Origin of the sequence: Wolbachia endosymbiont (group A) of Gymnosoma rotundatum, from assembly GCF_947250765.1 — a bacterium.
Taxonomy (GTDB): Bacteria; Pseudomonadota; Alphaproteobacteria; order Rickettsiales; family Anaplasmataceae; genus Wolbachia; species Wolbachia pipientis.
In genome coordinates, this window is the sequence record NZ_OX366347.1 from 1,010,999 (window position 1) to 1,034,753 (window position 23,755).

The 23,755-nt window shown below is 36.4% G+C and carries 21 protein-coding genes and 2 tRNA genes; 5 read left to right on the top strand and 18 right to left on the bottom strand.

The features are described from left to right. Nucleotides 1-8: 8 nt before the first annotated feature. The 4 genes from frr to rpsB are packed head-to-tail and all read right to left on the bottom strand — an operon-like array spanning nt 9 to nt 3,017. A complete protein-coding gene (gene frr / locus OOK97_RS05060) occupies nt 9-566 on the bottom strand; it encodes a ribosome recycling factor (RefSeq protein ID WP_264705075.1) in 558 nt (185 codons plus the stop codon). Nucleotides 567-573: 7 nt separating this feature from the next. Beyond that, a complete protein-coding gene (gene pyrH / locus OOK97_RS05065; RefSeq protein WP_155968561.1) occupies nt 574-1,317 on the bottom strand; it encodes a UMP kinase in 744 nt (247 codons plus the stop codon). A 10-nt stretch (nt 1,318-1,327) separates the two neighbouring features. Continuing rightward, nucleotides 1,328-2,188, bottom strand: a complete 861-nt coding sequence (gene tsf, locus OOK97_RS05070) for a translation elongation factor Ts (RefSeq protein ID WP_264705076.1) — start codon at nt 2,186-2,188, stop codon at nt 1,328-1,330. Next, a complete protein-coding gene (gene rpsB, locus OOK97_RS05075; RefSeq protein ID WP_264705078.1) occupies nt 2,169-3,017 on the bottom strand; it encodes a 30S ribosomal protein S2 in 849 nt (282 codons plus the stop codon). Before rpsB ends, tsf begins: the two co-directional genes overlap by 20 nt. 191 nt (nt 3,018-3,208) lie before the next feature. Between rpsB and OOK97_RS05080 the strand changes: the two genes are divergently transcribed. The 4 genes from OOK97_RS05080 (at nt 3,209) to OOK97_RS05095 (ending at nt 6,865) form a co-directional block, all read left to right on the top strand. After that, nucleotides 3,209-3,282, top strand: a tRNA-Asp gene (locus OOK97_RS05080). A gap of 140 nt (nt 3,283-3,422) precedes the next feature. Further along, nucleotides 3,423-3,794: a preprotein translocase subunit YajC gene (gene yajC / locus OOK97_RS05085; protein WP_015589055.1), complete on the top strand. Its 372-nt coding sequence runs from the start codon at nt 3,423-3,425 to the stop codon at nt 3,792-3,794. Nucleotides 3,795-3,874: 80 nt separating this feature from the next. After that, nucleotides 3,875-5,695: a glutamine--fructose-6-phosphate transaminase (isomerizing) gene (glmS, locus tag OOK97_RS05090; RefSeq protein WP_264705667.1), complete on the top strand. Its 1,821-nt coding sequence runs from the start codon at nt 3,875-3,877 to the stop codon at nt 5,693-5,695. Between the two features lie 306 nt (nt 5,696-6,001). Continuing rightward, nucleotides 6,002-6,865, top strand: coding sequence for an Rpn family recombination-promoting nuclease/putative transposase (locus OOK97_RS05095; RefSeq protein WP_264705079.1), 864 nt, complete (start codon nt 6,002-6,004; stop codon nt 6,863-6,865). 370 nt (nt 6,866-7,235) lie between these two features. On the opposite strand, the gene OOK97_RS05100 is transcribed toward OOK97_RS05095, so the two are convergent. From OOK97_RS05100 to rpsD, 8 genes are all read right to left on the bottom strand, one after another. After that, the gene (locus OOK97_RS05100) at nt 7,236-8,351 is read right to left on the bottom strand and encodes an FtsW/RodA/SpoVE family cell cycle protein (protein WP_264705080.1); all 1,116 of its coding nucleotides are present in this window, start codon (nt 8,349-8,351) and stop codon (nt 7,236-7,238) included. Further along, nucleotides 8,348-9,064 (bottom strand): bifunctional demethylmenaquinone methyltransferase/2-methoxy-6-polyprenyl-1,4-benzoquinol methylase UbiE, encoded by a 717-nt coding sequence (gene ubiE / locus OOK97_RS05105; RefSeq protein WP_264705081.1) that lies wholly within the window; start codon nt 9,062-9,064, stop codon nt 8,348-8,350. Before ubiE ends, OOK97_RS05100 begins: the two co-directional genes overlap by 4 nt. 60 nt (nt 9,065-9,124) lie before the next feature. Next, nucleotides 9,125-9,988, bottom strand: coding sequence for a lipoyl synthase (gene lipA / locus OOK97_RS05110; protein WP_010082514.1), 864 nt, complete (start codon nt 9,986-9,988; stop codon nt 9,125-9,127). After that, the gene (gene rpmB, locus OOK97_RS05115; RefSeq protein ID WP_006279619.1) at nt 9,981-10,295 is read right to left on the bottom strand and encodes a 50S ribosomal protein L28; all 315 of its coding nucleotides are present in this window, start codon (nt 10,293-10,295) and stop codon (nt 9,981-9,983) included. The genes lipA and rpmB overlap by 8 nt, the downstream gene beginning before the upstream one ends. 37 nt (nt 10,296-10,332) lie before the next feature. Beyond that, the gene (locus OOK97_RS05120; protein WP_010082513.1) at nt 10,333-10,674 is read right to left on the bottom strand and encodes a DUF721 domain-containing protein; all 342 of its coding nucleotides are present in this window, start codon (nt 10,672-10,674) and stop codon (nt 10,333-10,335) included. 455 nt (nt 10,675-11,129) lie between these two features. Beyond that, nucleotides 11,130-11,330, bottom strand: coding sequence for a Fe-S cluster assembly protein IscX (gene iscX / locus OOK97_RS05125; RefSeq protein WP_007552114.1), 201 nt, complete (start codon nt 11,328-11,330; stop codon nt 11,130-11,132). Between the two features lie 30 nt (nt 11,331-11,360). Further along, a tRNA-Leu gene (locus OOK97_RS05130) sits at nt 11,361-11,447 on the bottom strand. A 9-nt stretch (nt 11,448-11,456) separates the two neighbouring features. After that, on the bottom strand, nt 11,457-12,071 hold the full coding sequence (gene rpsD / locus OOK97_RS05135) for a 30S ribosomal protein S4 (RefSeq protein WP_010962555.1): 615 nt from the start codon (nt 12,069-12,071) through the stop codon (nt 11,457-11,459). A gap of 113 nt (nt 12,072-12,184) precedes the next feature. Between rpsD and tkt the strand changes: the two genes are divergently transcribed. After that, nucleotides 12,185-14,251, top strand: a complete 2,067-nt coding sequence (gene tkt, locus OOK97_RS05140; protein WP_264705085.1) for a transketolase — start codon at nt 12,185-12,187, stop codon at nt 14,249-14,251. On the opposite strand, the gene OOK97_RS05145 is transcribed toward tkt, so the two are convergent. The 6 genes from OOK97_RS05145 to OOK97_RS05170 all read right to left on the bottom strand — a co-directional run bounded on the left by OOK97_RS05145 (nt 14,234) and on the right by OOK97_RS05170 (nt 23,685). Then, nucleotides 14,234-14,383, bottom strand: a complete 150-nt coding sequence (locus OOK97_RS05145; RefSeq protein WP_264705087.1) for a hypothetical protein — start codon at nt 14,381-14,383, stop codon at nt 14,234-14,236. The two genes, tkt and OOK97_RS05145, sit on opposite strands and share 18 nt — an antisense overlap. Nucleotides 14,384-14,557: 174 nt before the next feature. Continuing rightward, a complete protein-coding gene (locus OOK97_RS05150; protein WP_253303449.1) occupies nt 14,558-15,514 on the bottom strand; it encodes an IS5 family transposase in 957 nt (318 codons plus the stop codon). Nucleotides 15,515-15,657: 143 nt separating this feature from the next. Continuing rightward, entirely contained in the window at nt 15,658-18,117 is a 2,460-nt protein-coding gene (locus OOK97_RS05155; RefSeq protein ID WP_264705088.1) for an ankyrin repeat domain-containing protein, read from the bottom strand. A 132-nt stretch (nt 18,118-18,249) separates the two neighbouring features. Next, complete coding sequence (locus tag OOK97_RS05160) at nt 18,250-19,413, bottom strand: multidrug effflux MFS transporter (RefSeq protein WP_264705089.1); 1,164 nt, start codon at nt 19,411-19,413, stop codon at nt 18,250-18,252. Nucleotides 19,414-19,596: 183 nt separating this feature from the next. Beyond that, nucleotides 19,597-20,412 (bottom strand): hypothetical protein, encoded by an 816-nt coding sequence (locus tag OOK97_RS05165; RefSeq protein ID WP_264705090.1) that lies wholly within the window; start codon nt 20,410-20,412, stop codon nt 19,597-19,599. 57 nt (nt 20,413-20,469) lie between these two features. Next, a complete protein-coding gene (locus OOK97_RS05170; RefSeq protein WP_264705091.1) occupies nt 20,470-23,685 on the bottom strand; it encodes a glycoside hydrolase/phage tail family protein in 3,216 nt (1,071 codons plus the stop codon). Nucleotides 23,686-23,755 lie beyond the last annotated feature (70 nt).

Consider the following 23,755-nt stretch of genomic DNA (forward strand, 5'->3'; position numbering starts at 1 on the left):
CATATCATTTAGTGATTCAGTATATCCTTTTCTTTGATGGACAATTCACCATCTATCTTTTTTATGTTATCATCAGTAATATTTTGTATTTCCTTTTTAGCACCATGAAAATCATCTTCTGAGATTTCTTTATTTTCCTTCATTTTTTCTGTTTCTTCCATAATATCTCTACGTATATTTCTAATGGCAATCCGTGCATTTTCAGCAAACTGATGCAATAATTTCACTAATTTTTCACGGGTTTCTTGTGTTAAGTCCGGAAGAGCTATACGTATGGTATTGCCCTCAACAACAGGATTTAAATTCAAGTTGGCATTTAATATAGCATTTTTCACTTCACCGACAACATTAATATCCCAAATTTTAATTGATAGAGTTTTGTTATCTATAACCGAAACACCTGCAACCTGATTTAACTTTTGATGTCCACCATAGATATTTACAACTATACCATCAAGCAACGATGCGCTAGCTCTACCAGTGCGTACACCTTTAATATCATCATGAAAGGACTGAATAGTTTTTAGCATCCTGTCCTTTGTTTTAGTTTTTATTTCATTTAACATAAATTACCTAATGTTTACAATCTGAAACTATAGTATAAGTACCTTGACCCTTAATAATATTGACTATTTTTTCTCCCTTCAAAGAAAAAACTATAATGGGAATAGAATTCTCACGAGCAAGTGAAATTGCTGATGCATCCATAACTTTTAAATCACGAGTCAACAAATCCGTGTAAGAAAGCTTATCATACATTACAGCATCCTCATTTTTTTTCGGATCAGCGGAGTATACACCACTTACTTGCGTACCCTTTAGAATAACATCACAATTCATTTCAACAGCACGTAAAGCCGCAGCTGTATCTGTAGTAAAAAATGGGTTGCCTGTGCCTGCTGCAAAAATTACCACTCTACCTTTTTCTAAATGACGAATAGCTTTCCTTCTTATGTAAGGCTCACATACAGTGGCCATGGGTATTGCAGATAATACCCTCGAAGCTACTAAATTTTTTTCTAAAAAGTTTTGTAAAATTAAAGCATTGATTATAGTTGCAAGCATTCCAATATAATCACTGCTTGCTCTTTCACAACCACTTAAAGACGCAGATGTGCCACGAAAGATATTACCACCACCAACAACAATACATACCTGAACTCCAAGATTACAAACTTCAACTATGCCTTTAGATAACTCACCTATAGTCTCCATATCGTGACCAAATTGCTTTGATCCCATCAAAGCCTCACCAGAGATTTTAAATAACACTCTGGAATATTTTATTTCGCTTTTTTCATTTGTTGAGGGAAACATTTTTTACCATTTAGTTTGCACCACCCAAAACAAGTAACTTGTAATTAGAGAGTTTAACAGCACTCAACTCGCTTGATTTTATAAAATCAGAAATCTTCATCTTATCATCCTTTATAAATTTTTGCTCCAGTAAAACAACTTCTTCATAGTACTTAGCCATTCGTCCATCTACTATTTTTTTTGCTACTTCTTCAGGTTTATTTAAGCTCCTCACTTGCTCTTCAATTATAGAACGTTCATTTTTCAACTTCATTTGATCTAAATCATCTATAGACAAAGCTTCAGGCTTCATAGCAACTACATGCATAGCTATTTGTTTCCCAATCTCTTGTAGCTTCGCCTTATCACCAGATGATTGCAATGCAATTAAAGCACCAATCTTACCTAAGCCACACACATCACCATGTACGTAGCCAGCAATAACTCCATCCTTAGCTTCTAAGTAACAAAGCTTGCTTAACTCTAGCTTCTCACCAAGAACTGATGTACCATTCATAATAGCTTCCTGCACTGTGCCAATGCTTTCATACTTGGCATTTTTTAACTCATCAACGCTAGTACAGCGTTCTTGATGAGCAATTGATGCTAAATTTGAAACTAACTCTATAAATTTCTCATTCCTTGCAACAAAATCTGTTTCGCAATTGAGTTCAACCAATGCACCATAATTTTCAGTCAAACACATAGCAACGAGTCCATCTGAAGCTATTCTATCAGATTTTTTGTCAGCTTTAGCAAGACCTATTGTACGTAACTTATCAACAGCCTTCTTGATGTCACCATCACATTCTTCCAATGCTTTTTTACAGTCACTTAAGCCAAGCCCTGTTCTATCACGTAATTCTCTTATATCATCTGGATTCATCTTCATTTGTTACTACCTCCCTTTCTTCTTCTTTGTAAACTTTACTACGTCTCCTTTTAGTTTGCACAATACCGTCTTCTTTTTCTTGAATAAACTCATCACCCCTTATATCATCAATCTTAACTCCAGATTTTGCTAGACTAGACTCTATTCCAGCTAATATAGAGTCGGTAGCTAATTTACAATAGAGCTCTATTGATTTTCTTGAGTCATCATTTCCAGGTATTAGATAAGTAATACCATCTGGATCAGAATTAGTATCAAGTATTGCAACTATTGGAATTTCTAACTTCTTAGCCTCCTTAACCGCTATATGCTCTTTATTAGTATCAATGATGAATAAGATATCAGGAATTGCTCCCATTTCTCTAATACCGCCAAGCGCCTTATCAAGCTTTTGCTTTTTCTTTTCAATGTTTCCCAATTCTTTCTTTGTTAAAATGCTATCCTCGTCATTTAATATTTTCTCATATTGCATCAAGGTTTTTATCGAAGAAGAAACAGTGCCCCAATTAGTAAGCATACCACCAAGCCAACGATGATTCACATAATATTGACCACAACGAATCGCTTCACTTGCAATAATATCAAAAGCTTGAAACTTTGTACCAACAAATAGAATGCGACCACCTTGAAATGCAACGTCATATAAAGCCTTCATGGCCACCTGTAGCAATGGTAGTGTTTTTCGCAAATCAATTATATGTATACGATTTTCTTGATGCACTCCATATATGTATGGAGCCATTTTTGCGTTCCAGCGACTAATTTTGTGACCAAAATGTACACCAGATTCAGCTAAATCACGCACAGTGACTTTAGGCAAATTTGTCATATATCATTCCTCCAAATAGTTTATCTTCCATGGCATAACCCTAATGGGACTACTTGTACAAGCCATGTGTGAAATTAAATTATTTACATAGTAATAGAAAAGACAGCAAAGCGCAAACAAAAAATATTGACAAAGGGCAACATGTTTATTAGCTTTAAAGTTGAAGCCCGAAAACGCTAAAAAGAAATTAGGGGGGTGTAGCTCAGTTGGTTAGAGCGCATGCCTGTCACGCATGAGGTCGTGAGTTCAAGTCTCATCACTCCCGTCATATTAGTTTTAGCATAACTTAGAATTCGCAGTATTATTGCCGGTATTGAGAAACGCCTTCACCAAACTTGACATGGCATGGTATTGTAATTAATACTTAAATAGGTTTGTTTTTATCATTAACAATTAGGATTAAATATGCTCATTTCTGAAGTTTTTGCAGCAGATGCAACTAGCAATACATCAAGTATCGGCGCATCTTTTGCTAGTTTTACTCCATTGATTTTAATATTTGTGGTATTTTATTTTCTCATTATTCGCCCGCAACAAAAAAAACTAAAAGAACATAGAAAGATGATAGATCAAATAAAACGTGGTGATACAGTCATTACTTCTGGTGGAATAATAGGTGAAGTTAATAAAGTTGATGAGGCAAATGCACAATTTATAATAGAAATAGCACCAAAAGTTGAGATAAAAGTTCTAAAGTCCGCTATATCTGAGGTTTTAAGCAAAGAAACTCAAAAAGTAGCAGCTAAACCAATTAAAAAGGTAAAATCGAAAGAATGATAAAAAGAATATAAATCAACCAGTAATAAAGGCAAAAATGCTTAACATGTTTAGAAAAAAGTTTGTTTGGTGATCCATTTGTGTGCGGAATATTTGGTGTAGTAAGTAGCGGTGATTCAGTAATACCAACCTTACTAACTGGGTTACAAAAATTGGAATATAGGGGATATGATTCCTCAGGTATAGCAATCATAAATAACGAAGGTAAGATAGAAGTCAAAAAATCAGAAGGTAAAGTCGAAAGGTTATGTGAAGTTGTTGATGACAGCAAGATGTCTCACAGTACAGTTGGTATAGCACATACTCGCTGGGCTACACATGGAGTCCCAGGCCTTAAAAATGCTCACCCCATTCGTACAAATAACGTTGTTGTTGCTCATAACGGCATAATTGAGAATTACAATCTGCTAAAAAAGGGCCTAGAAGAAAGGGGCATGTCATTCCATACTGACACTGACACAGAGATCATACCAAACATGCTAACCTTATATCTTGATGAAGGATTGTCGCCAGTTGATTCTCTATTTAAGTGTTTAAACAACTTACATGGCTCATTTGCCTTGGTCTTATTATTTGCAGAATATCCAGACGCCTTATTTGTTGCGAAGAGAAATTTGCCTTTAGCAATAGGCTATAACTGTAACACAGTGTTTGCTGCATCTGACTCTAATGCTTTAAGTGCATTTGTGGAAAAAATATCGCATTTGGAAGATGATGACATTGCAGTGATAAAATCTAGTGGAGTTAGTATATACAACAATGGTACACAAGTTAAACGCAGTATAGAAAATAGTAGTCCAAGTGATTTTCTAATTAGCAAAAATGGTTACCCTAGCTTCATGTTAAAAGAGATTTTTGAGCAACCGCGTGCATTAAACAAAACAATAAATCAATTTTACAAGCAATATAAAGAGGTAATATTTACTAACAAAAAATTGTTTTCTGAGCTGAGTTACATTACTATAGTTGGATGCGGGTCATCTTATTTTGCTGGGCTAATAGCAAAGTATTGGCTGGAAAATGTCGCTCAAGTTCGAGTATATCTAGAAATCTCATCAGAATTTAGGTATAGCAACGTCAAGCTGGAAGAAGGCAGCATTGGGTTATTTATCTCTCAATCTGGCGAAACTGCAGATACCATAGAAGCGCTGCGTTATGCGAAATCACAGAAGCAAACAATCATAAGTATAACTAATACATTTAGCAGCAGCATTGAAAAGATCTCAGATATTGTGTTACATACTCTTGCTGGGCCAGAAATTGGTGTTGCTTCAACAAAAACCTTTTCTGCGCAACTTGCAACTTTAGCATGCTTTGCCGTGGAGCTTGGAAAAATAAAAGGTGTACTGGGTGGAGAGAGAATAAAACAGCTAAGCAACGCTATTAACTCTATTCCCGAGTATGTTGAGCACGTTTTGAATGTGATGAAAATACAACATATATCGGGCAGTATATTAGAACACAATAACGTTATTTTAATCGGCAGAGGAAGTTCATACGGAGTTGCAATGGAAGGCGCATTGAAAATAAAAGAGCTTTCATATATCAATACAACTGGTATTGCAGCGGGAGAAATGAAGCATGGTTCTATTGCTTTAATAGACTCTACTGTGCTTGTTATAGCAATTATCCCTTATGATGATTTATTCTTTAAAACGCTATCTAATATACAAGAGATTATTGCAAGAAAAGGCAAAGTAATTGCCTTCAGTGATAAACAAGGAGCGCCATTCCTAAGGGGAGTTTGCGCAGATGTGGTGCAACTTCCAGACACTGATAATTTTATCTCTTCAATCATCTACAGTGTTGCTATGCAATTCCTTGCTTACTTTACTGCAGCAAAAAAAGGGTTAGATGCAGATTGTCCAAGAAATTTAGCTAAGTCTGTCACGGTTGAGTAGTCCATTTAAAGTTAAAGCTAAACTTCTAATAAGGTAACCAGACTGCATTCTGTGATTTTTAGCAAAACACGATACACAATCGTCATTCCGCTACTAATTAGCGGAATCTATGCCGAGATACCGCGGCGGTATGACGGTTCGCGGTGGTATGACGGTTAAGTAATTCGTCATCCCGCTGCTTGTTAGCGGGATCTAGAGATACCGCGGCGGTATGACGGTTCGCGGCGGCATAGCTATCTTCAAAAATATGGTTGAATAATTGTTAATAATAGTGTATAATTATTAATATTTTTAAGCACTTTGGCTATGGCTTTATCTAAGTTTCTCGACCCTAAGCTGGATTTGACCTTCAAAAAAATCTTTGGAACGGAAAAAAATAAGAATATTCTCATACATTTTTTGAATGATATTTTAGGATTTACCGAGATAAATACTATACAAGAAGTGGAATTCCTCAGTACTATAATGGATCCTGAAATTGCCTCTGATAAGCAAAGTATAGTTGATGTTCTTTGCAGGGATTCTAGTGGGAACAGGTATATAATTGAGATGCAGCTCACTCGTGATAAAGGCTTTGAAAAACGCGCACAACTTTATGCTGCTAAGGCTTACTCAAGACAAGCTGATAAATCTGGTAAATACGTTGATTTAAAGAAGATTTTCTTTATCGCGATTTCAAATTGTACCTTATTCCCTGATAAGCTTGACTATATATCTAGCCATACCATAAGAGATGAAAAAACCAATGAGCATGACTTAAAAGATTTTCAATTTATCTTCATAGAGCTGCCAAAATTTCCTAAGAGTAGAGAAGAACAACTAGAAAGTGTAGTAGACCGTTGGCTATTTTTTTTCAAATATGCAGATGAAACAACGGACGAAGATCTCAGAAAAATTGCGGAAAAATCACCAATAATAAAGCTAGCATATGATGAATTAGATAAGTTTCACTGGAATGAAAAAGATCTAGTAGCTTATGAAGAAAGAATAATGGATCTGCGCAAAGAAGAAGCCATTCTTGAATACAGACTTGATCTTGCTAAAGAGGAAGGTAGAAAAGAGAGGGAAATTGAAGTCGCAAAGAATCTACTTAAAGCAGGTGTTTCTTTTAATATTATAGCTCAAACTACTGGTCTTTCTATGAGTGAGATCAAAGAATTGCAGAATTAAGTGTGAATGGTTACGAAAAATATAAGTTTTTGCGATAAACGACATAGTGATGTATTTGTTGTTCAGCATGTCAGTGGAATATTTTCTGGTATCTGTTCAGATGCATGGCTAATGCTGAAACAAAAATTCCAGTGCTCCTTTTTTTGTCATCCCAGTCTGGGATCCAGATTGGGCACTAAGTTGGTAAACACGAAAGCGCTTTACAACGTTTTTGATGGAACTGTGCAAAAGGACTGGATACCAGTGTCAGCTACTTGCATGACACCCATTTGTTCCTATAGTTGCTTTTCTCGTCTACCTTATTTTGCCACTCATCTGAACAGATACCCATTTTGGAGGGATACCAATAATAGTTGTGAGCGGTACAAGTTTAGTCCATATACCTTCCAAGCATAACACGCTCACGAAACTTTAATGCGATAGCTTGGTTTCTACTGAAAGACAGCATTATGCCAAGTGCGATGCTCGAAGATAAAAGAGAAGAACCACCATAGCTAAGTAACGGCAGGGTTATGCCGGTGGTAGGAAAAACACTCAATGTTACCCCTATGTTTATTATGAATTGTGTGATGAATTGCATTGAGATACCGAGAATCACTAACAGATTAAATAATTCATTTTCCCTATATGCAACGTAAAGCAAGCGGGCGGAAATGATACAAAATAACATCAATGTGGCTAAGCACGTAATCAAACCAAATTCTTCTGCTAAAACAGAAAACACAAAATCTGTATGACAATCAGGAAGAGAGGCTTTTACGCTACCTTCACCAGGTCCAACTCCAGTTAATTGACCTCTTTTGAATGCTTCTAATGATTTTGTGACTTGAAAGTTATCGCGTTGCGTAAAAAAGACAAAATTGTAAATCCTTTGCTTTATATGTGGGAGGCATAAGTAAGCTATTGTAGTTCCAGTTGTGGCCATTCCTATTATGCATAGAAAGTATAAAAGTGGTATACATGCAATAAACATTTGACCAATAAAAGAATATGTTAAAAGCATAGACATACTGAAATCAGGTTGCAAAAGTAACAACACAAAAACTAACAGAAATATTATGATTGATATGTGTATTTTAAACTTCATTTCGCTGGCCAAGATACTAGCTATAACAACAGAAAAAAATGGCCTTACGAACTCAGATGGTTGAACTGAAATTTTGACAATATGTAACCATCGTTTCGCACCTTTTACCTCTATACCAAGTATTATCGCAGTTGCTACTAGAATAGTAAATAAAGCGAAACCTGCGAATGAGAGGTTAAGTATAGTTCTTGTGTTGAGAAAAGAAAATGTCACCAAGGTAATTAGTGACAGGACTATATAAATTGTGTGACGCCGTATAAAATAATCTTGTGGTAAAGAAAGACGCTGCGCAATTACAGGGCTTGCTGAATAAACAAGAATGAAGCTTATAGTGAGCAAAAAAAACACTGGAAGGATGAGATAATAATCCAGCGTTCTATACCAGAGTTTAATATTCATTTTGTTCCAATGTGTAATGCCACTATTCCATAGCTCATATTATGAAACTCAACATTCTTAAAGCCTACCTCTTCAATTTCCATTTTAAAATCAGCCTGAGTTGGAAATTCTCTGATGCTCTTCACTAAATATTCATAAGAACTCTTGTCTTTAGCAACTATGCTGCCAATTTTAGGAATTACTTTAAATGAATATAAGTCATAAAGTTTGGTAAATATCTCATTTTGATAGTGCATAGGGGCAAATTCTAAGCAGATAAATTTCCCATGTGGTTTTAATACCCTGTGCGTCTCATTTAAAGCCTTCTTGCGGTCAGAAACATTTCGAATGCCAAAAGCTATTGTGCAATAATCAAATTCGGAGTCTTCAAATGGTAAACTTTCTGCACTTGCACATACCCAATCAAAATTAATTTGGTTTGAATTTATAGCTTTATCACGTCCTCTGTTTAGCATGTTTTGATTTATATCGCATACTGTAACCTTAGCACTTGGCTCTTTTCTTACTATTCTTATTGCTATATCTCCAGTTCCTCCAGCAACATCTAAAACCTTAGAGTTTTTTGTAAAATGCACACTATTTACCATCTTATCTTTCCATAATCTGTGCATTCCGAGGCTCATTATATCATTCATGGTGTCGTAGCGACTTGCCACGGAATCGAATACCTCTTTAACTAATTGTGATTTCTTCTTGATTTTTATAGTAGACATTACGTAAAGTCGCTCAACTCCTTTATAATTAGTAAAAATTAATTTGAATTAACACAAATGTCAACGACAGGCCTTGAGCCTGTTAAAATCTTCTTCAGCGTGGTATGATGACCTAGTCAGTGGGCTTGATGCAACCACTAAGAAACCTTTGGAGTAAGCAATATATTTATAATGCTCAAACTCTTCTGGGGTAACATACCTATCAAGTTTTGCATGTTTTGGAGTTGGTTGTAGATATTGACCAATTGTAATAAAATCAACCTCAGCACTGCGCAAATCGTCCATAACCTGAAGTATTTCCTCTTTTGTTTCTCCAAGACCAACCATAAGCCCTGACTTTGTGAAAACTTTAGGATTAATCTGCTTTACCATCTTCAACAAATATAGTGAATGAAAATAGCGAGCTCGTGGTCTTATTTTTGCATACAATCTCGGCACTGTTTCAATATTGTGGTTATAGACATCAGGTGATGCAACAGCAATTGCTTCAAATGCTCCTTTCTTATTTAAAAAATCAGGAGTTAAAATCTCTATTGTTGTTTCTGAAGTTATCTTTCTAATTTCTTCTATGCACTGTATAAACTGATTTGCGCCACCATCTGGTAAATCATCACGATCAACAGAAGTAATGACAACATGTTTTAAGTTTAACTTTTTTATTGCTTTTGCTAAATTTTCTGGTTCATGAGGGTCTAGTTTATCAGGAATGCCAGTTGCAACGTTGCAAAATGCACAAGCACGAGTGCAAACAGAACCGAGAATCATCACAGTAGCATGACGTTTATTCCAACATTCACCAATGTTTGGACATGCAGCCTCTTCGCACACTGTATGCAAGTTATGCAGTTTAACGATGTTTAAGGTTTCATTGAATACTTCACCGGTCGGAGCTTTTGCTCTGAGCCATTGAGGTTTGCTATGCATCTGAAACTGCTAACTCTACCTCTTGCTTTACTAAAACTTTTTTCAACCTTCTTTTTATCTTCTGCGCTTTCTCACTTAGTTTAATCGTTCTTGTGTTGAGCAAAAAAGCATCTAAATCACCTTTGTAATCTATAGTTCTCAAAGTTCTTGTTGCCACACGAAATCTAAACTTTTTATTCAATATATCACTTGTCAACGTAACCTTATGTAAATTTAAAAGAAAGGTACGCTTTGTTTTACGATTCGAATGTGATACCTTATTACCAAAAGATTTTTTTCTATTTGTTAATTCACAAACTCTACTCACTTCAATATACCAAATTATTCTATGTACTTAGATTACCTTATATAGTCAAATAGTCAATACTCTCTTGCTTAATTTTTATACCATATACTGCTTTATAACCAAAAAATATCGTAATTTTTTCTATTATAAGAGAAATCATATGCTGAATTTCCAATGCTTTGCTGCCATTTGTTACTACCAGATGCAACACACCCGAATTTATATTCTGTGCATATGAGATCTTTTTCGGTTTTGTACACTCTGCTATTTCTTTCCCTACTATATTTCGCCAGTTTAAAATAAGACGTATTTCATTTTTACTAATCTTATTTTTCATGCATTTTAATGCATAGTTTTCAATTATAGACTTTAATTTTTTTGGACCGCTACGTTTGAGCATTTTTCTGTTTTTTTAGTAGGTAGATAATATAAAAGTATACATATAACTTGAGATTTTGTCATTACTGCTACATGTTTGTGAGATACCGTGACGGTATGACCATAATCGTCACTCCGCAACGCATATTGCATAGTCGTCATTCCGCGGCGTGTTCGCGGAATCTAGCTCTGGTCACGCTACTTAGATGACAACCTTCTAACTGCTTTACAAAGGCTCTACCCTCTGGCCTCACACCGTAAAAGCAGTATTTTTATGCAAAACTTATCTCAACGTAGCACTTGCCAAGATCGTTCCATTTACCAAATTTTGTGCTGTCATCTTTGCCTCATAATTAACCTTATAGCTGTTTTAATTGTAATTAGTTAAATTATTATTAACTTGCCAGGCTAGATCCAAAAAATAGCATAATCAATATGCAAATTGTAATAGAAATCACGTTTGCGTATGGTTTATTGCTATGCGGTTAATCTTTCCTCAATCCAAGCTGCTTGAATAGCTTCGAGTATTTTTTCGTTACAGCGTTTTTCATCATCATCAAATTCCTCTAAACTCAAGACCTTTTTTTTAAGCTCAGTGAATCTGATACTAATTATATTCTCATTTGGAAATTTTTCCTCCAGAGCTTCCACAATATCTTCTATATCAAGCCATTTCATACTTTTTTGTATTTATCTGCTAAGTTAAATTGGTGCCCATGGGGAGACTTGAACTCCCAAGGTCGCAAAACCCACGGATTTTAAGTCCGCTGCGTCTACCGATTCCGCCACACGGGCTTTTTTTATCTATCTAGAGTAAAACTCTACTACTAAATTGACTTCCATGTCTGCTGAATAAGGAACCTCAGAATATTGAGGTGACCTCAAATACTTCACTGAATGCTCTTTACTATCTGCTTCTAAATAATCCGGAGCCTTGCGCTCTTGTTTTTGTTCAGCCTCTACTACTACAGGGATTTTTGCTGCCCTTTCTCTTATTTTTATTATATCACCTGGCTTCACTCGATAACTCGATATGTTAACCACCTTATCATTAACTGTAACGTGCTTGTGAGATATGAGCTGCTTTGCTGAGTAAATTGTTGGAACAAGACCAGAGTGGTATAAAACAGAACTTAATCTCGATTCTAAGATACCGATAAAATTATCAGCCGTATAACCCTTTCTGTTATAAGCATCTAAAAATGTACGTCTGAGCTGCTTACTTGAAATCGCATAGTAAAACTTAAATTTCTTATGCGCAGCAAACTGCTTACCAAAGTCGGATAACTTCTTGAATCCAAGAATACCATGTTGACCTGGAGGGTATTTCCTTTTGTTTACTGGGTCTTTAGCTCTACCCCATAAATTTACACCAAGTCTACGGCTAATCCTATACTTTCTAGTGATAACAGTTGTCATATAAAAACTCTCACGATTTAACTTTAGATTATTAAGGATTTTAGCACTCAGTGTCAACTTGTTTTTGCTGATATAATCTTTTATACTTCATTTTTAAGTTTTTCTATTAACACATGAATCATTCACATTTAAAATCTATGGCAAACGCCATCCGTTTTTTATCAATTGATGCAGTACAAAAAGCAAACTCTGGACACCCAGGTATGCCACTTGGCATGGCAGATGTTGCAACTGTTTTGTTTGCTAAATATCTGAATCATAATCCTGATGATTCTAAATGGTTCAATAGAGATCGCTTTGTTTTATCAAACGGTCATGGGTCAATGTTACTATATTCAATATTATATTTGACAGGTTATATTAGCATAGATGAGCTAAAAAACTTCAGGCAAATGGGATCCAAGACCCCAGGTCATCCAGAGTTCGGCTTGACTTCCGGGGTAGAGGCAACAACAGGCCCGCTCGGTCAGGGATTTGCCGCTGCTGTTGGCATGGCACTTGCTGAATCAATCCTTAAAAAGCAATTCAGAATCAATCACTACACTTACGTGATGCTAGGGGATGGCTGTCTTATGGAAGGAATAAGCCATGAGGTAGCATCACTTGCTGGGCATCTTAAATTGAATAAGCTCATAGCTCTTTTTGATGATAATGATATCTCTATAGATGGCGCTACTTGCCTTTCCTGCTCTGATGATGTAGAGAAACGCTTCTTAGCGTATGGATGGAATGTTGACAAAATTGATGGCCACGATTTTGATGCCATATCCTTTGCAATAGAGCAAGCAAAAAAGTCTGGTAAACCTACAATGATCTGCTGCAAAACCATTATCGGAAAATTTTCAAGCCGTGCTGGCACATCCTCTGCTCACAGTGGTGCTTTTTCGGAGGAAGACATAAAACAGATGAGAGAGAAATTAAACTGGAATTATGAACCATTCCATGTACCAGAAGATGTGAAAAATGCCTGGAAGAAAATTGTTGAGAGAGCAAAACAAAACTACAATTTGGTGTCATTCCAGCGCGTGACCAGGAAAGAAGAAAAAGAATGGATCCCAGTGTCAAGCACTGGGATGACAAGAGAGAGTACTGGGATGACAGAAGAGAATGCTGGGATGACAGGGTATCATGCAGAACTTCAAAGACGGTTAGATAAACATCTACCAGATAATATCGCTGGTGTTTTAGCTGACCTGAAGAAACAAATATGTGAGCTAATGCCAAACGAAGCTACTCGATCTTCTTTCGGCAGAGTAATGGAACTTTTAACTGAGTCTATGCCGGAATTAATCGGCGGTTCTGCTGATCTTACTGGGTCAAATTGCACTAAATATAAGCACATGCAGGTAATAAATAGCAATAATTATAGTGGCTCTTATGTCCACTATGGAGTGAGAGAGCACGCTATGGCAGCATGTATGAATGGTATGGCACTTCACGGCGCGATTCTTCCTTATGGCGGCACTTTTTTGGTATTTTCCGACTATTGTCGTCCTGCTATACGTCTTTCAGCTCTGATGAAGCAGCAGGTTATGTATGTCATGACTCACGACTCAATTGGAGTGGGAGAAGATGGCCCAACTCATCAGCCAATAGAGCATTTAGCCTCTTTGCGTGCTATACCAAATCTATATGTTTTTAGGCCAGCCGATGCAGTTGAAACTCTGGAGTGTGTTAGCATTGCACTCGAAAAGAAAGAATCTCCAGCACTGTTTGCGCTCTCAAGGCAAAACGTAAGTTACATGCGCAAGTTCTACTCTGATATCGATCAATCTGCTAATTTATCGAAGTTTGGTGCATATATTTTGTGTGAATGTTCAAAAGAATTAAAAGTGACGATATTTGCTACGGGGTCCGAGGTTGAAATTGCAGTTGAAGCAAGGGAGAAATTGCAGGAAAAGGGTATAGGTACAAGGATTGTTTCTATGCCATGCTGGAGGCTTTTTGACGAGCAAAGCGATGAATATAAAGCGGCAATATTAAATAATGACAGCATTAAAGTTGCAATTGAAGCCGGAAGTGAAATGGGTTGGCATAAATACATAGGTTCAAACGGTATATTTATTGGCATGAAAAGCTTCGGAGAATCAGCACCTTATAAAACACTTTATGAGCATTTTAATATCAGCGCAGATCATGTAGTAAAATGTGTGTGTGAGAAGTTAGGTTGCATTCAGTAAACCTCTTGCATAACCATATGAAAGCCCACTCTTCTTTGTCATTCCAGCGCGTGACGTTATTTCCATCCAAGATGGTGTCATCCGAATAGCTGACACTGGTTCCTTTATGACGGCAGTGCCCAGAGGTGTCATCCCAGTGCCCAGACACTGGGATCCAGTTTTCTTTACAAATTCACCAAAAGTGCTTCATTCTATAACGCAAAACCCATACTCACCAGACCCAATGTATTACTTGCAATTAAGTTTCCTGGATCCCAGTGGGCTTTGTTGCATCGCTCTTCGGATAGTAGGTAACGTACAATAAATTCATGAAGCTATCTCAAACTTAGCCATGCCTATTTCAGTAAATTTGTTAAGCAAATAACACTTGAGTAGCAGTTCCTTCTCACGATTAATCTCAGATTTGCTCCTAAAACTAAACCCAAATATTCGCTTCAACCTTGAGAAAAATCCTTCAATATACGATCTTTTTCCGTAATTTACTTCTTCTTTCCATCTTTTTATACCATTCTCACCATGTAATTTCATTAACTGAATAGCGGCATTTCTATCAAGCATATAATCCAATTTTGGATGCTCTGCTGCGTTGTTTTTCGGAGGAATTTTCGTTTTTATACCATATTGATTACACAGCTTATAGAGCTTTTCTCTGTCATATGCCCTATCTGCATATAGTACTTTTATGACATACTGAAAATCGACTTCTTTTAGCAAATCACAAGCTCCATAGTGATCAGAGTAGACACCGTTACTGTATTTTACAGCTATGGCTTTTTTGCTGTTTGTATTCAACATTACATGCAATTTTCTTGTCTGTTCATAGCTGCGATACTTTCTATCTTCGCTATTTTCTTTGCTATGACCAGGAGTGTTGTTGTATATACTAATTCCTGTACTGTCTATAGTAATTTCGATATCTTCCATATTATTTTTATCAATTCTGCAATCATTGATCTTAATATTGAGTTTCTTAAACCTTCTTGATGATTGTGAATAGCTGATAACTTGCAAATTTTTCCCAATTTGCTCAAGGTATCCTGCTATAAACCCAACTGTTTGCCTCAGGCCTATTCTAAATAAACAAGTTATTATGTGCACCAAAATTACAACTTTATCGCTATAAATATTGTTGCCACCTGGTATTTTTGGACCATTCTCGTACCACTTTTCTATGGCTTCGTTGATATAATGAAAAATATTTCCTCTTTTTTCTAGAAATTTGTTATATTCGCTATGGTTACTGACCCTCATTTTTTGTGGCATATTTTTTCTTTCAAGGTTAAATGGCTATTTTATAATGAATTTTGTCAGTAGCCACCAGATTTTTTCAGTTGCTATGCAACAAAGCCATCCCAGTGTCAAGCACTGGGATGACACCCTTCCTTGTAGAGATCTCTTGCGTTACCCTACTCATCTTTCGTTACATCGTAATCGCAACTACTACTCTCTCCTTCGCATCTAGCATCGGTTTGTGATGTAGATTCATCAATTTTTTCTTCGTTAAACCCAAACAACCATGAAAAAAACCCACCAAAAAATGATGCAACTAATGAAAAAGGCTTCATAAGTATACTAAACAAATTACCAAAAAAAGAGCTCGGCTGTTCTTCTGTTTGTGCAGGTTCTGTGGAAGCAACAGGACCTACATCGGTGTCTTGTACACCAATTCCTTGTTCTGCACTGGTGGTGCTGGTTTTTTCCCCTTCTTTGCTATTATCTGATTGTAGTTCAGTATCATCACCTACTCGTTTTTCTTCCTCTGGGCCCCCTTCACTATCTGTCGATGACTCATCAACTGAACCATCATCAGATTCTTCTGCGGGTTGCAATAGAGTTTTTATTTCTTCGTTAGTAGTTAAATCTAAGGGAGTCTTTCCATCTTCATCTTTTATATTAACATCTGCTCCTGCTTTTATTAGGGCGTCTACTATTTCTTTGTTGTTATTTTGAGCAGCAAAATGTAAGGGAGTCCTGTTATCTTTATCTTGTGCATTAACATCTGCTCCTTTTATTATTAGAACATTAACCACTTCCACATTATCCCTACCGGTAGCCCAATGTAAAGGAGTCCTGTTATCTTTATCTTGTGCATTAACATCGATTTCATCTTTTTCCAATAGGGCTTCTAATACCTCTTTATGGCCCTTTACAGCAGCCCAATGTAAAGGAGTATTGTTATCTCTATCTTGTGCATTAACATCAATTCCCTCTTTTCCCAATAGGGATTCTACTACCTCTTCATGGCCATTTTTAGCAGCCCAATGTAGAGGAGTATTTCCATTTTGATCTGTTGCATTAACACTTGCTCCTTCACTTATTAGACGATTTACTTCATTAATATTACCACTTTTAGCAGCCTCAAGTAATTCATCTGTGTTTTGTAATAGAGTTTGTATGTCTTGATTAGTGGTTAAATCGAAAGGAGTGTCTCCATTTTCATCTTCTGCATCAACATTTGCCCCTTTGTCCAATAGAGCTTCTACTACATCTTTATGGACCTCTTTAGCAGCCCGATGTAAAGGAGTGCTGTCATATTTATCTTGTGCATTAACATTGATCCCATTTACGTTCAGTAGGGCTTCTACTACATCTTTATGGCCCTTTTTAGCAGCGACGTGTAAAGGAGTCTCTCTTGTGTCATTTTGTGCATTAACATTTGCCCCTTTCCCTAATAGATCTTTTACTGCTTCCAAGTTGCCAAGCCTAGCAGCCAGATGTAAAGAGCTCTTGCAATATTCAGCTTCTTTTTCTTGTAATAGAGTCAACACATCACGTTCCATAGAATAATTGACACCATCAACATATGCTCCATTATCTAATAGAACTTCTACTATATTAAAATGATTATTTTTAGCAGCCCAATATAAAGGAGTATACAAATCTTTAACTGCGTTAACGTTTGCTCCTTCACTTATTAGACGCTTTACTTCATTAATATCACCACTTTTAGCAGCCTCAAGTAAAGCAGCATTTTGTGGAACTTGGCTTTCTTCTTCATCATTTTGCAATACTGGACTAGCATTATCTGTTTTTCCTGCATTTTCTAATAGAGTTTTTATTTCTTCTGCCTTAGCTAAATTTAAGGGAGTTTTTTCATTTTTATCTTTTATATTAACATCTGCCCCTTTGTCCAATAGATCTTTTACTATCCCTGCATGGCCCATTTCAGCAGCAAAATGTAGAGGAGTGCTGTCATATTTATTTTGTGCATTAACATCGATCCCTTCTACTTGCAGTAGGGCTTCTACTACTTCTTTACGGCCATGTGCAGCAGCAAAATGTAAAGGAGTCTTTCCATCTTTATTTACTGCATTAACATTTGCCCTATTATCCAATAGAGCTTGCACCACTTCTTTATAGCCATATCCAGCAACATAATGTAAAGGAGTGTTGTTATGGTCCTCTACTGCATTAACATTTGCCCCATTATTTAGTAAAACTTCTACTACCCCTTTATGGCCCTTTTCAGCAGCCCAATGTAAAGGAGCATTGCCAAATCCATCTTGTGCATGAACATTTGCTCCTTCACTTATTAGACGGGTTACTTCCTCAATGTTATCTTTTTCAGCAGCCTCAAGTAATTTAGCTGTGTTTTGTAGTAGAGTTTTTATTTCTTCATCAGTGGCTAAATCGTAAGGAGTCTTTCCATCTGTATCTTCCGCATTAACATTTGCCCCATTATTTAGTAAAACTTCTACTACCTCTTTATGGCCATTTTCAACAGCCCAATGTAAAGGAGTCTTTTTATCTTGATCTTTTACATTAACCTTTGCTCCTTCACTTATTAGACTTCTTACCTTATCAATTTCACCGTTTTTAACAGCCTCAAGTAATTCAGCATTTATATCTCTGTTTGAATTGCTCATCCCATACCTCCTGTAAAACTATATTGTTATGATAAAGTCGTTAATAATCTATGAGCTCTCACCCCCTGTAAAATTATATTATCATGATAAAGTCATTAATAACCCATGAGCTCTGGATCACGCAAATAATGGTTATTCCCTGTGTTTTTCAGTACATTTGAGCTGGCTGTACATAAGAATTGCAATTGTAGAGCATGCTATTGTTAATAGTAAATTTGGTAAAATACCATAGCGAAAAAATTTTCCTACTATATATATTCCAATAGCCCCAAATATCATATTGCAGAATGAGAGGACTGCACTACCAAGCCCTATACCTTTGATCGTTTCTAAAGCAGAGGTTACGTTATTGCTTATTATTAATGCAAGTCCGATATTGGCTGGAATCCAAACAGTTTGAAGAATGAATATATTCAACTTGTCCGCGAAATAAAAATATACCAATAAACTATCGGATATTATCGGTAACACCAAACCTATTATTAGCATTTTACTCACCCCTATTTTCGGCACATATCTCCTGTTAATTAAAGTTCCAATTATGTAAAATATGACTATGATCGATATGAGGTAGCCAAAATACTGTACTTCAATGCCCATTGATTCAAATATGAAAGGATAGTTAGCAACGTATGCCCAAAGCCACATGAAAGTTAATCCATGAATGGCTGAAAACCCAAGGAAACGATAATTTCTAAATATTGATATGTATTGCTTGCAGATATTAGTAGTTATGTTGGTTATACTGGTTTCATTTTTATTTACAGTGAGTGTTTCTTGTAACTTAAAGTAGATAAAAATAAGCATAGCAATTGCTGCAAGTGACATAATAAAAAACAAAAATTTCCAATGATAACCATGTGAAATTATATAACTGCCCACCACTGGAGCTATTCCAGGTGAGAGTGCCACAACCATATTTAATTTTGAAATTACTCTCGAGTATTCACTACCCGAGTACATATCCCTTATTGCTGCATACCCAACAACACCTGCAACACCAGCCCCTGTTCCTTGTATGAAGCGAATTAGTATCAAGAGCGCAATACTGTCGGCTATATAACACATGACACTTGCCAAAGTAAAAATTGTCATACCAATCAGCATCATTGGACGCCTACCATAATGGTCCGATAATGGACCATAAATTAATCCAGACACCGCAAATCCAACTAGATTCAAGCTAATTGTAAGCTGCACTACACTGCCTTCTACTTTAAAATAATTGGCAATGCTTGGTAGTGCAACTGAGTATAGGTCAGTTGCCATATCGACAATTGCTACAGACAATATCATAATAAGAGAGATGATATTTTGCGAAAGAGCTGTTTTCACTTAATGATTTATTGGTAAATATGCTTAATTATAATGTATTTTTTTCATTAGTATAAGTACAATGTTACATAGTAAACGATGTCATTCGAGTAGCGGACACTGAAATCTTAAGCTAAAATCATGAAAAGCACGAATTTCAATATTTTACCTTTGATTATTCACTTTAAGCTTTAAGTCTTCAACAGAAGATGCATTTGCCTCACTTACTACCTTTAGTGGTTCACCAAGGCTATGTTCCACTTTTGTCTCAAATTTAAAGCCCAATTTTTCGCAAAGCTTCTGAAAATATTCAACAATAACATCAAACAAATTCTTACCACTTACTTTGTAGTTTTTTAGCTCTTTAGGAATGGTAAGAAGTACTTTACCATCTTCATATGTTACATTTTTATCTTCACATTTCAGTTTAAACTCCGCTGAACTGCAAAAACCTGGTGTTTCGATATATGTATAATCATTATAGTTAAGCATTTTTGTATATTTCATGCTAAAACTAAGCTTTATACAATTGGGTTCACGACAATCCATAATATACTCTCTTGTCATACAGTTGCTTTGCGTTGACAAATGAAAAGATCCAAGAGCTTGACTCATATCATTAGGAAGAAAATGAGTATATCCGCCCTGATAATAGTTATTTATTAACTCCTCAATAATAGAGTTATTGGGAATTGTTGCACCAACGTGTTTAAACATTTCTGTAAAAATTTGTCTGAGAAATGGACGATAATTCCCTTTTCCGTTTTCATCCCGTAGAATTAGATTTTTATGGTTTGAATACAGATCGTTAATAAATTCGTTAGTTATTTTTTGTCCGTTAATAGCAAGGCCGTGTGTTCTATTAAGATCCTTATATGTTCCCTCACCAGAAATTACTTCGTCCCAAGTGTTAGCTTTGAAATCAGCATATTTGAGCTTCTTCACTTCAGCTTTCAACGCATTGACCATTTCCTTTGACATGTTATATCTCTACCATTAATACCTGTATATTAATTCTAGCACTTACTTTATTAAATTTCAATTACTAAATGAATTTATCACTTTCACTTCCGTATTTTCCAGCGAGTCACCGTAAGTCACTGCTTTTAGGTAAAACTTTTTTCCCCTTTGCACTTCGAAAGATATTATTGAATCATCAAGTAGAACAAATTTTTCACCTGCAGTGTGCTGATACTCTTTAGTGCCTTCTTGCCCTCTAATTAGATTGCTAAGCTTATATTTATTTTTATCTATAAGTTCGGCACTCTGAAATTTTACTATCTCTTTTCCAACCAGTGCTAAATTTGAGTCCGCAATTGAAGTTATGTTTCCAAAACGTAACACTACTATAAGCCCCTCGTCGGTAGATTCCATTACATATCCGTAAGTAGACTGCTTGTTTGTGCTTGCAATAGGCTTATAATCCTTATCGTTGTACGAAATAAAGAGTGTTGCTCCCTTCCAATTCTTTTCCTCACTAATTAAAGTAAAGCTTGCACTATTACCTTTAATATCCGGTAAATCTATCATTTCTACGATGGTTTTGCTAATGTGAGAGGAAGGGTATTCCTTCAGCATAAGTGACCTTGTTGAAGGAAAAGAAAGCTTATATATAGAGTGATCATAACCAACGCCAATTACTTGAATGGACATGCTTTCGAATTTTGTTTTTATAATTCTCACCGTATGCTTTTTCTCACCGTCTAAAATCGTTATTACATCACTTGGCACAAGCCACGCATATTTTATCGGCAGCTTGAAATTGTATATATTTCTCTCTTGCCACGAAGAATAAAGTAAAACCTCAGCTATATTTTGCGCCTCTCCCTCCTCCATAATGAGCGGTATTTCAACTGTTATAGCAGCGCCTTGCTTTGGCAACTCAGCATATTTAACATCAATTGGATAGCCAAAATTGCGATTAAAATAAACGACGTTAACTTTATTGTTTAAATCTAATTGACTGATATTAGCAAGTTTTGAATTGTTACTGAAAACCATTTCACCAATTGGTATTCCAGTCGTAACTCCCCTGCCCTTTTGGACAAATTTCAGTTTAGAGTCCTGTTCAACCACATCAAAAAAATAGCAACTTTGCAGCATTTTAATAATTGAACGTACGGGTTGCTGGTCGTTTATCACATACCCAGACAATAACCCTTTGACGTTGCTTGTATCGAACTGATTGCTTTTTAAACCTGTTTTTTGTAACAGATCCGATAAAACATCGGAAATATTAAGTTGTGAAAGCTTTCCCTGAATCCAATGTCCTGTTTGCCAGTTATGGCAGTCAGCCCACACATCACATAAATTGGGAAAGTAAGGAAATGGCCTTGCATCCCATGCCCAGAGAAACATTTTTTCTACCATTTCTGAGCTTTGCCACTTTTTTAGCGTTCCTTCAATTGCAATTTTTTGCGAAAGAAAGCTCACCTCTCCGTTTGAATATCGTGGATATTTGCTCTCTATGCTGCCTTTGTCAACAAACACATTTGGCTCATTAGTGCAGCCGTTCATACTGGGAAATCCATACTCAGTAAACCATATTTTTTTCATCTTTGGTTGCCATTTCGTTTTGCTACCGTCAGGATTTGTGTGAGTTTCACTCCACCATTTCTCTATATTTTTCCACGCATACCTGCTGTCGTTATACTTTACTCTTTCAGGCTCACCCTTTGAGTAATCATAGAAATAATCATACCCCACTCCACTGCTCCAACCACCCATTACATCTTCCGCAGAATAGCCAAAAGGAGGCTCTGGACCATCAGTCAGTGGAAAATAAGCATCTATGCCAACAACGTCGATGTACTCTGAAGACCACAGTTCATCCATATTATACCAACCATCATATGAATGGTATTCACTCCAATCAGCAGCGTAAGTTACCGTTACTTCTTTTCCAAGCTGAAGTTTTATTCGCTTTGCAAGCTTGACCAGCTCTATAACGGCAGGGTAATTCCCTTGTTCATCCCTGATTTTGGTAAGTTGCGCAAATTCAGAACCAATGATAAACCCTTCCACTTTAGTTTGTTTGGCAATGCTTGCATAATGCTCTATAAATTTGTTGTACTGATTCTTAAAAAAATCACTTATATCTTCAGGAGTCCCGCTCAACCTTCCTCGCCACTCTTTGTTCTTTGTATCAAGTAAGGGCATTGGATAGAGCATCACCTTGTAGCCTCTGCTGTGTAGCTCTTCTATATATCTTATCAACGCTGCATCACTAACTGTGCCACCATACCTTGGGTTTCCACTCGCATCTTTTGAAATTAGCTGAGCATTATCTCTGGTTACACCCCCTACTTGCCAATCATCAGGTAATATTGCGGAATCATCTTGAAATTCAACTGCAGGATATATTTTACAATCTTTAATGTTCAGATCATTCACAAACCAATTGACTACTACCGATACCCACTCAACATTTGGTAAATCTCCCTTTAATTGATCCAAAGAAAGCATTGCATCGCTCTTTTTAGTGTGGTTGTTGTGATTTACCCTTTGCGCCAGCCCATATGGGATATATTGGTTGCTGCTTATTTTCTCTTGCGCGATTTTCTTCTGTATTTTTGTATCATATACAAACTCTCCTGAGCCTGGTATTATATTGATATTCCGAATATTTTTTGCTACTGAAAATTCATTTGACTTTACTGCAGTTTGCACTTCAAACGTAAATACCGGAACATGATTATTATAGTCTGCTAAAGGAAAATTCTTGATGACTATGTAAGATATTCCCCTATAAGCCGGCACATTCCCCTCTCCTTCAATTGATGACATAAATGGATCAGGATTTTGGTCTTCTCTGCCGCTGTAAAAAGTATAATCTATTTCATCAAAGCTAAGTGATGTTGTATCTGCCCAGATTCTGTTTAATTTTTCTACTTTCCCCTTGCAGATCGCAATTGCAAGCGTTGCATAGTAATTATATGTAACGTTCATACCTCTTCCAATTTTACTTTTGGTGGTTATCGCCTCTTCTTTTATTGGCTGTGCCCAAATAATATTCCCCGCAACACGAGCAGTGCCATAGATAATTGGGATCGTTCTGCCGTAGGTTGAGGTTTGAACTTGCAGATTTTTTAGCCTTGCCCCATGCGTTACTTTTTGCTCGGCTTCAAGGCCGAACATTGCCCCATCTAGCTGTGCACCAAGAAGAGCACCAAGTTCTGAGCCGATAATCCGGCCAATTGGCCCAAAAATGCTGCCTGCTTGACCGAAAATTGATGATAAAATTATTGTAGACATGATAATCCTCCTTTTTGTTTCTATAGTTAATGTAGGCTCTACGTCATGCCGCCACGGATAGATCCCGCTA

Coding starts and splice junctions, on each gene's coding strand:
- OOK97_RS05145 (WP_264705087.1), bottom strand. CDS start 14,383: ATGACACCTCTGGGCACTGCCGTCATAAAGGAACCAGTGTCAGCTATT.
- tkt (WP_264705085.1), top strand. CDS start 12,185: ATGAATCATTCACATTTAAAATCTATGGCAAACGCCATCCGTTTTTTA.
- OOK97_RS05165 (WP_264705090.1), bottom strand. CDS start 20,412: ATGTCAAAGGAAATGGTCAATGCGTTGAAAGCTGAAGTGAAGAAGCTC.
- rpsB (WP_264705078.1), bottom strand. CDS start 3,017: ATGACAAATTTGCCTAAAGTCACTGTGCGTGATTTAGCTGAATCTGGT.
- iscX (WP_007552114.1), bottom strand. CDS start 11,330: ATGAAATGGCTTGATATAGAAGATATTGTGGAAGCTCTGGAGGAAAAA.
- lipA (WP_010082514.1), bottom strand. CDS start 9,988: ATGCATAGCAAACCTCAATGGCTCAGAGCAAAAGCTCCGACCGGTGAA.
- pyrH (WP_155968561.1), bottom strand. CDS start 1,317: ATGTTTCCCTCAACAAATGAAAAAAGCGAAATAAAATATTCCAGAGTG.
- yajC (WP_015589055.1), top strand. CDS start 3,423: ATGCTCATTTCTGAAGTTTTTGCAGCAGATGCAACTAGCAATACATCA.
- rpsD (WP_010962555.1), bottom strand. CDS start 12,071: ATGACAACTGTTATCACTAGAAAGTATAGGATTAGCCGTAGACTTGGT.
- OOK97_RS05150 (WP_253303449.1), bottom strand. CDS start 15,514: ATGCCACAAAAAATGAGGGTCAGTAACCATAGCGAATATAACAAATTT.
- ubiE (WP_264705081.1), bottom strand. CDS start 9,064: ATGTCTACTATAAAAATCAAGAAGAAATCACAATTAGTTAAAGAGGTA.
- OOK97_RS05155 (WP_264705088.1), bottom strand. CDS start 18,117: ATGAGCAATTCAAACAGAGATATAAATGCTGAATTACTTGAGGCTGTT.
- tsf (WP_264705076.1), bottom strand. CDS start 2,188: ATGAAGATGAATCCAGATGATATAAGAGAATTACGTGATAGAACAGGG.
- OOK97_RS05100 (WP_264705080.1), bottom strand. CDS start 8,351: ATGAATATTAAACTCTGGTATAGAACGCTGGATTATTATCTCATCCTT.
- OOK97_RS05120 (WP_010082513.1), bottom strand. CDS start 10,674: ATGCTCAAACGTAGCGGTCCAAAAAAATTAAAGTCTATAATTGAAAAC.
- OOK97_RS05160 (WP_264705089.1), bottom strand. CDS start 19,413: ATGATATTGTCTGTAGCAATTGTCGATATGGCAACTGACCTATACTCA.
- OOK97_RS05170 (WP_264705091.1), bottom strand. CDS start 23,685: ATGTCTACAATAATTTTATCATCAATTTTCGGTCAAGCAGGCAGCATT.
- OOK97_RS05095 (WP_264705079.1), top strand. CDS start 6,002: ATGGCTTTATCTAAGTTTCTCGACCCTAAGCTGGATTTGACCTTCAAA.
- frr (WP_264705075.1), bottom strand. CDS start 566: ATGTTAAATGAAATAAAAACTAAAACAAAGGACAGGATGCTAAAAACT.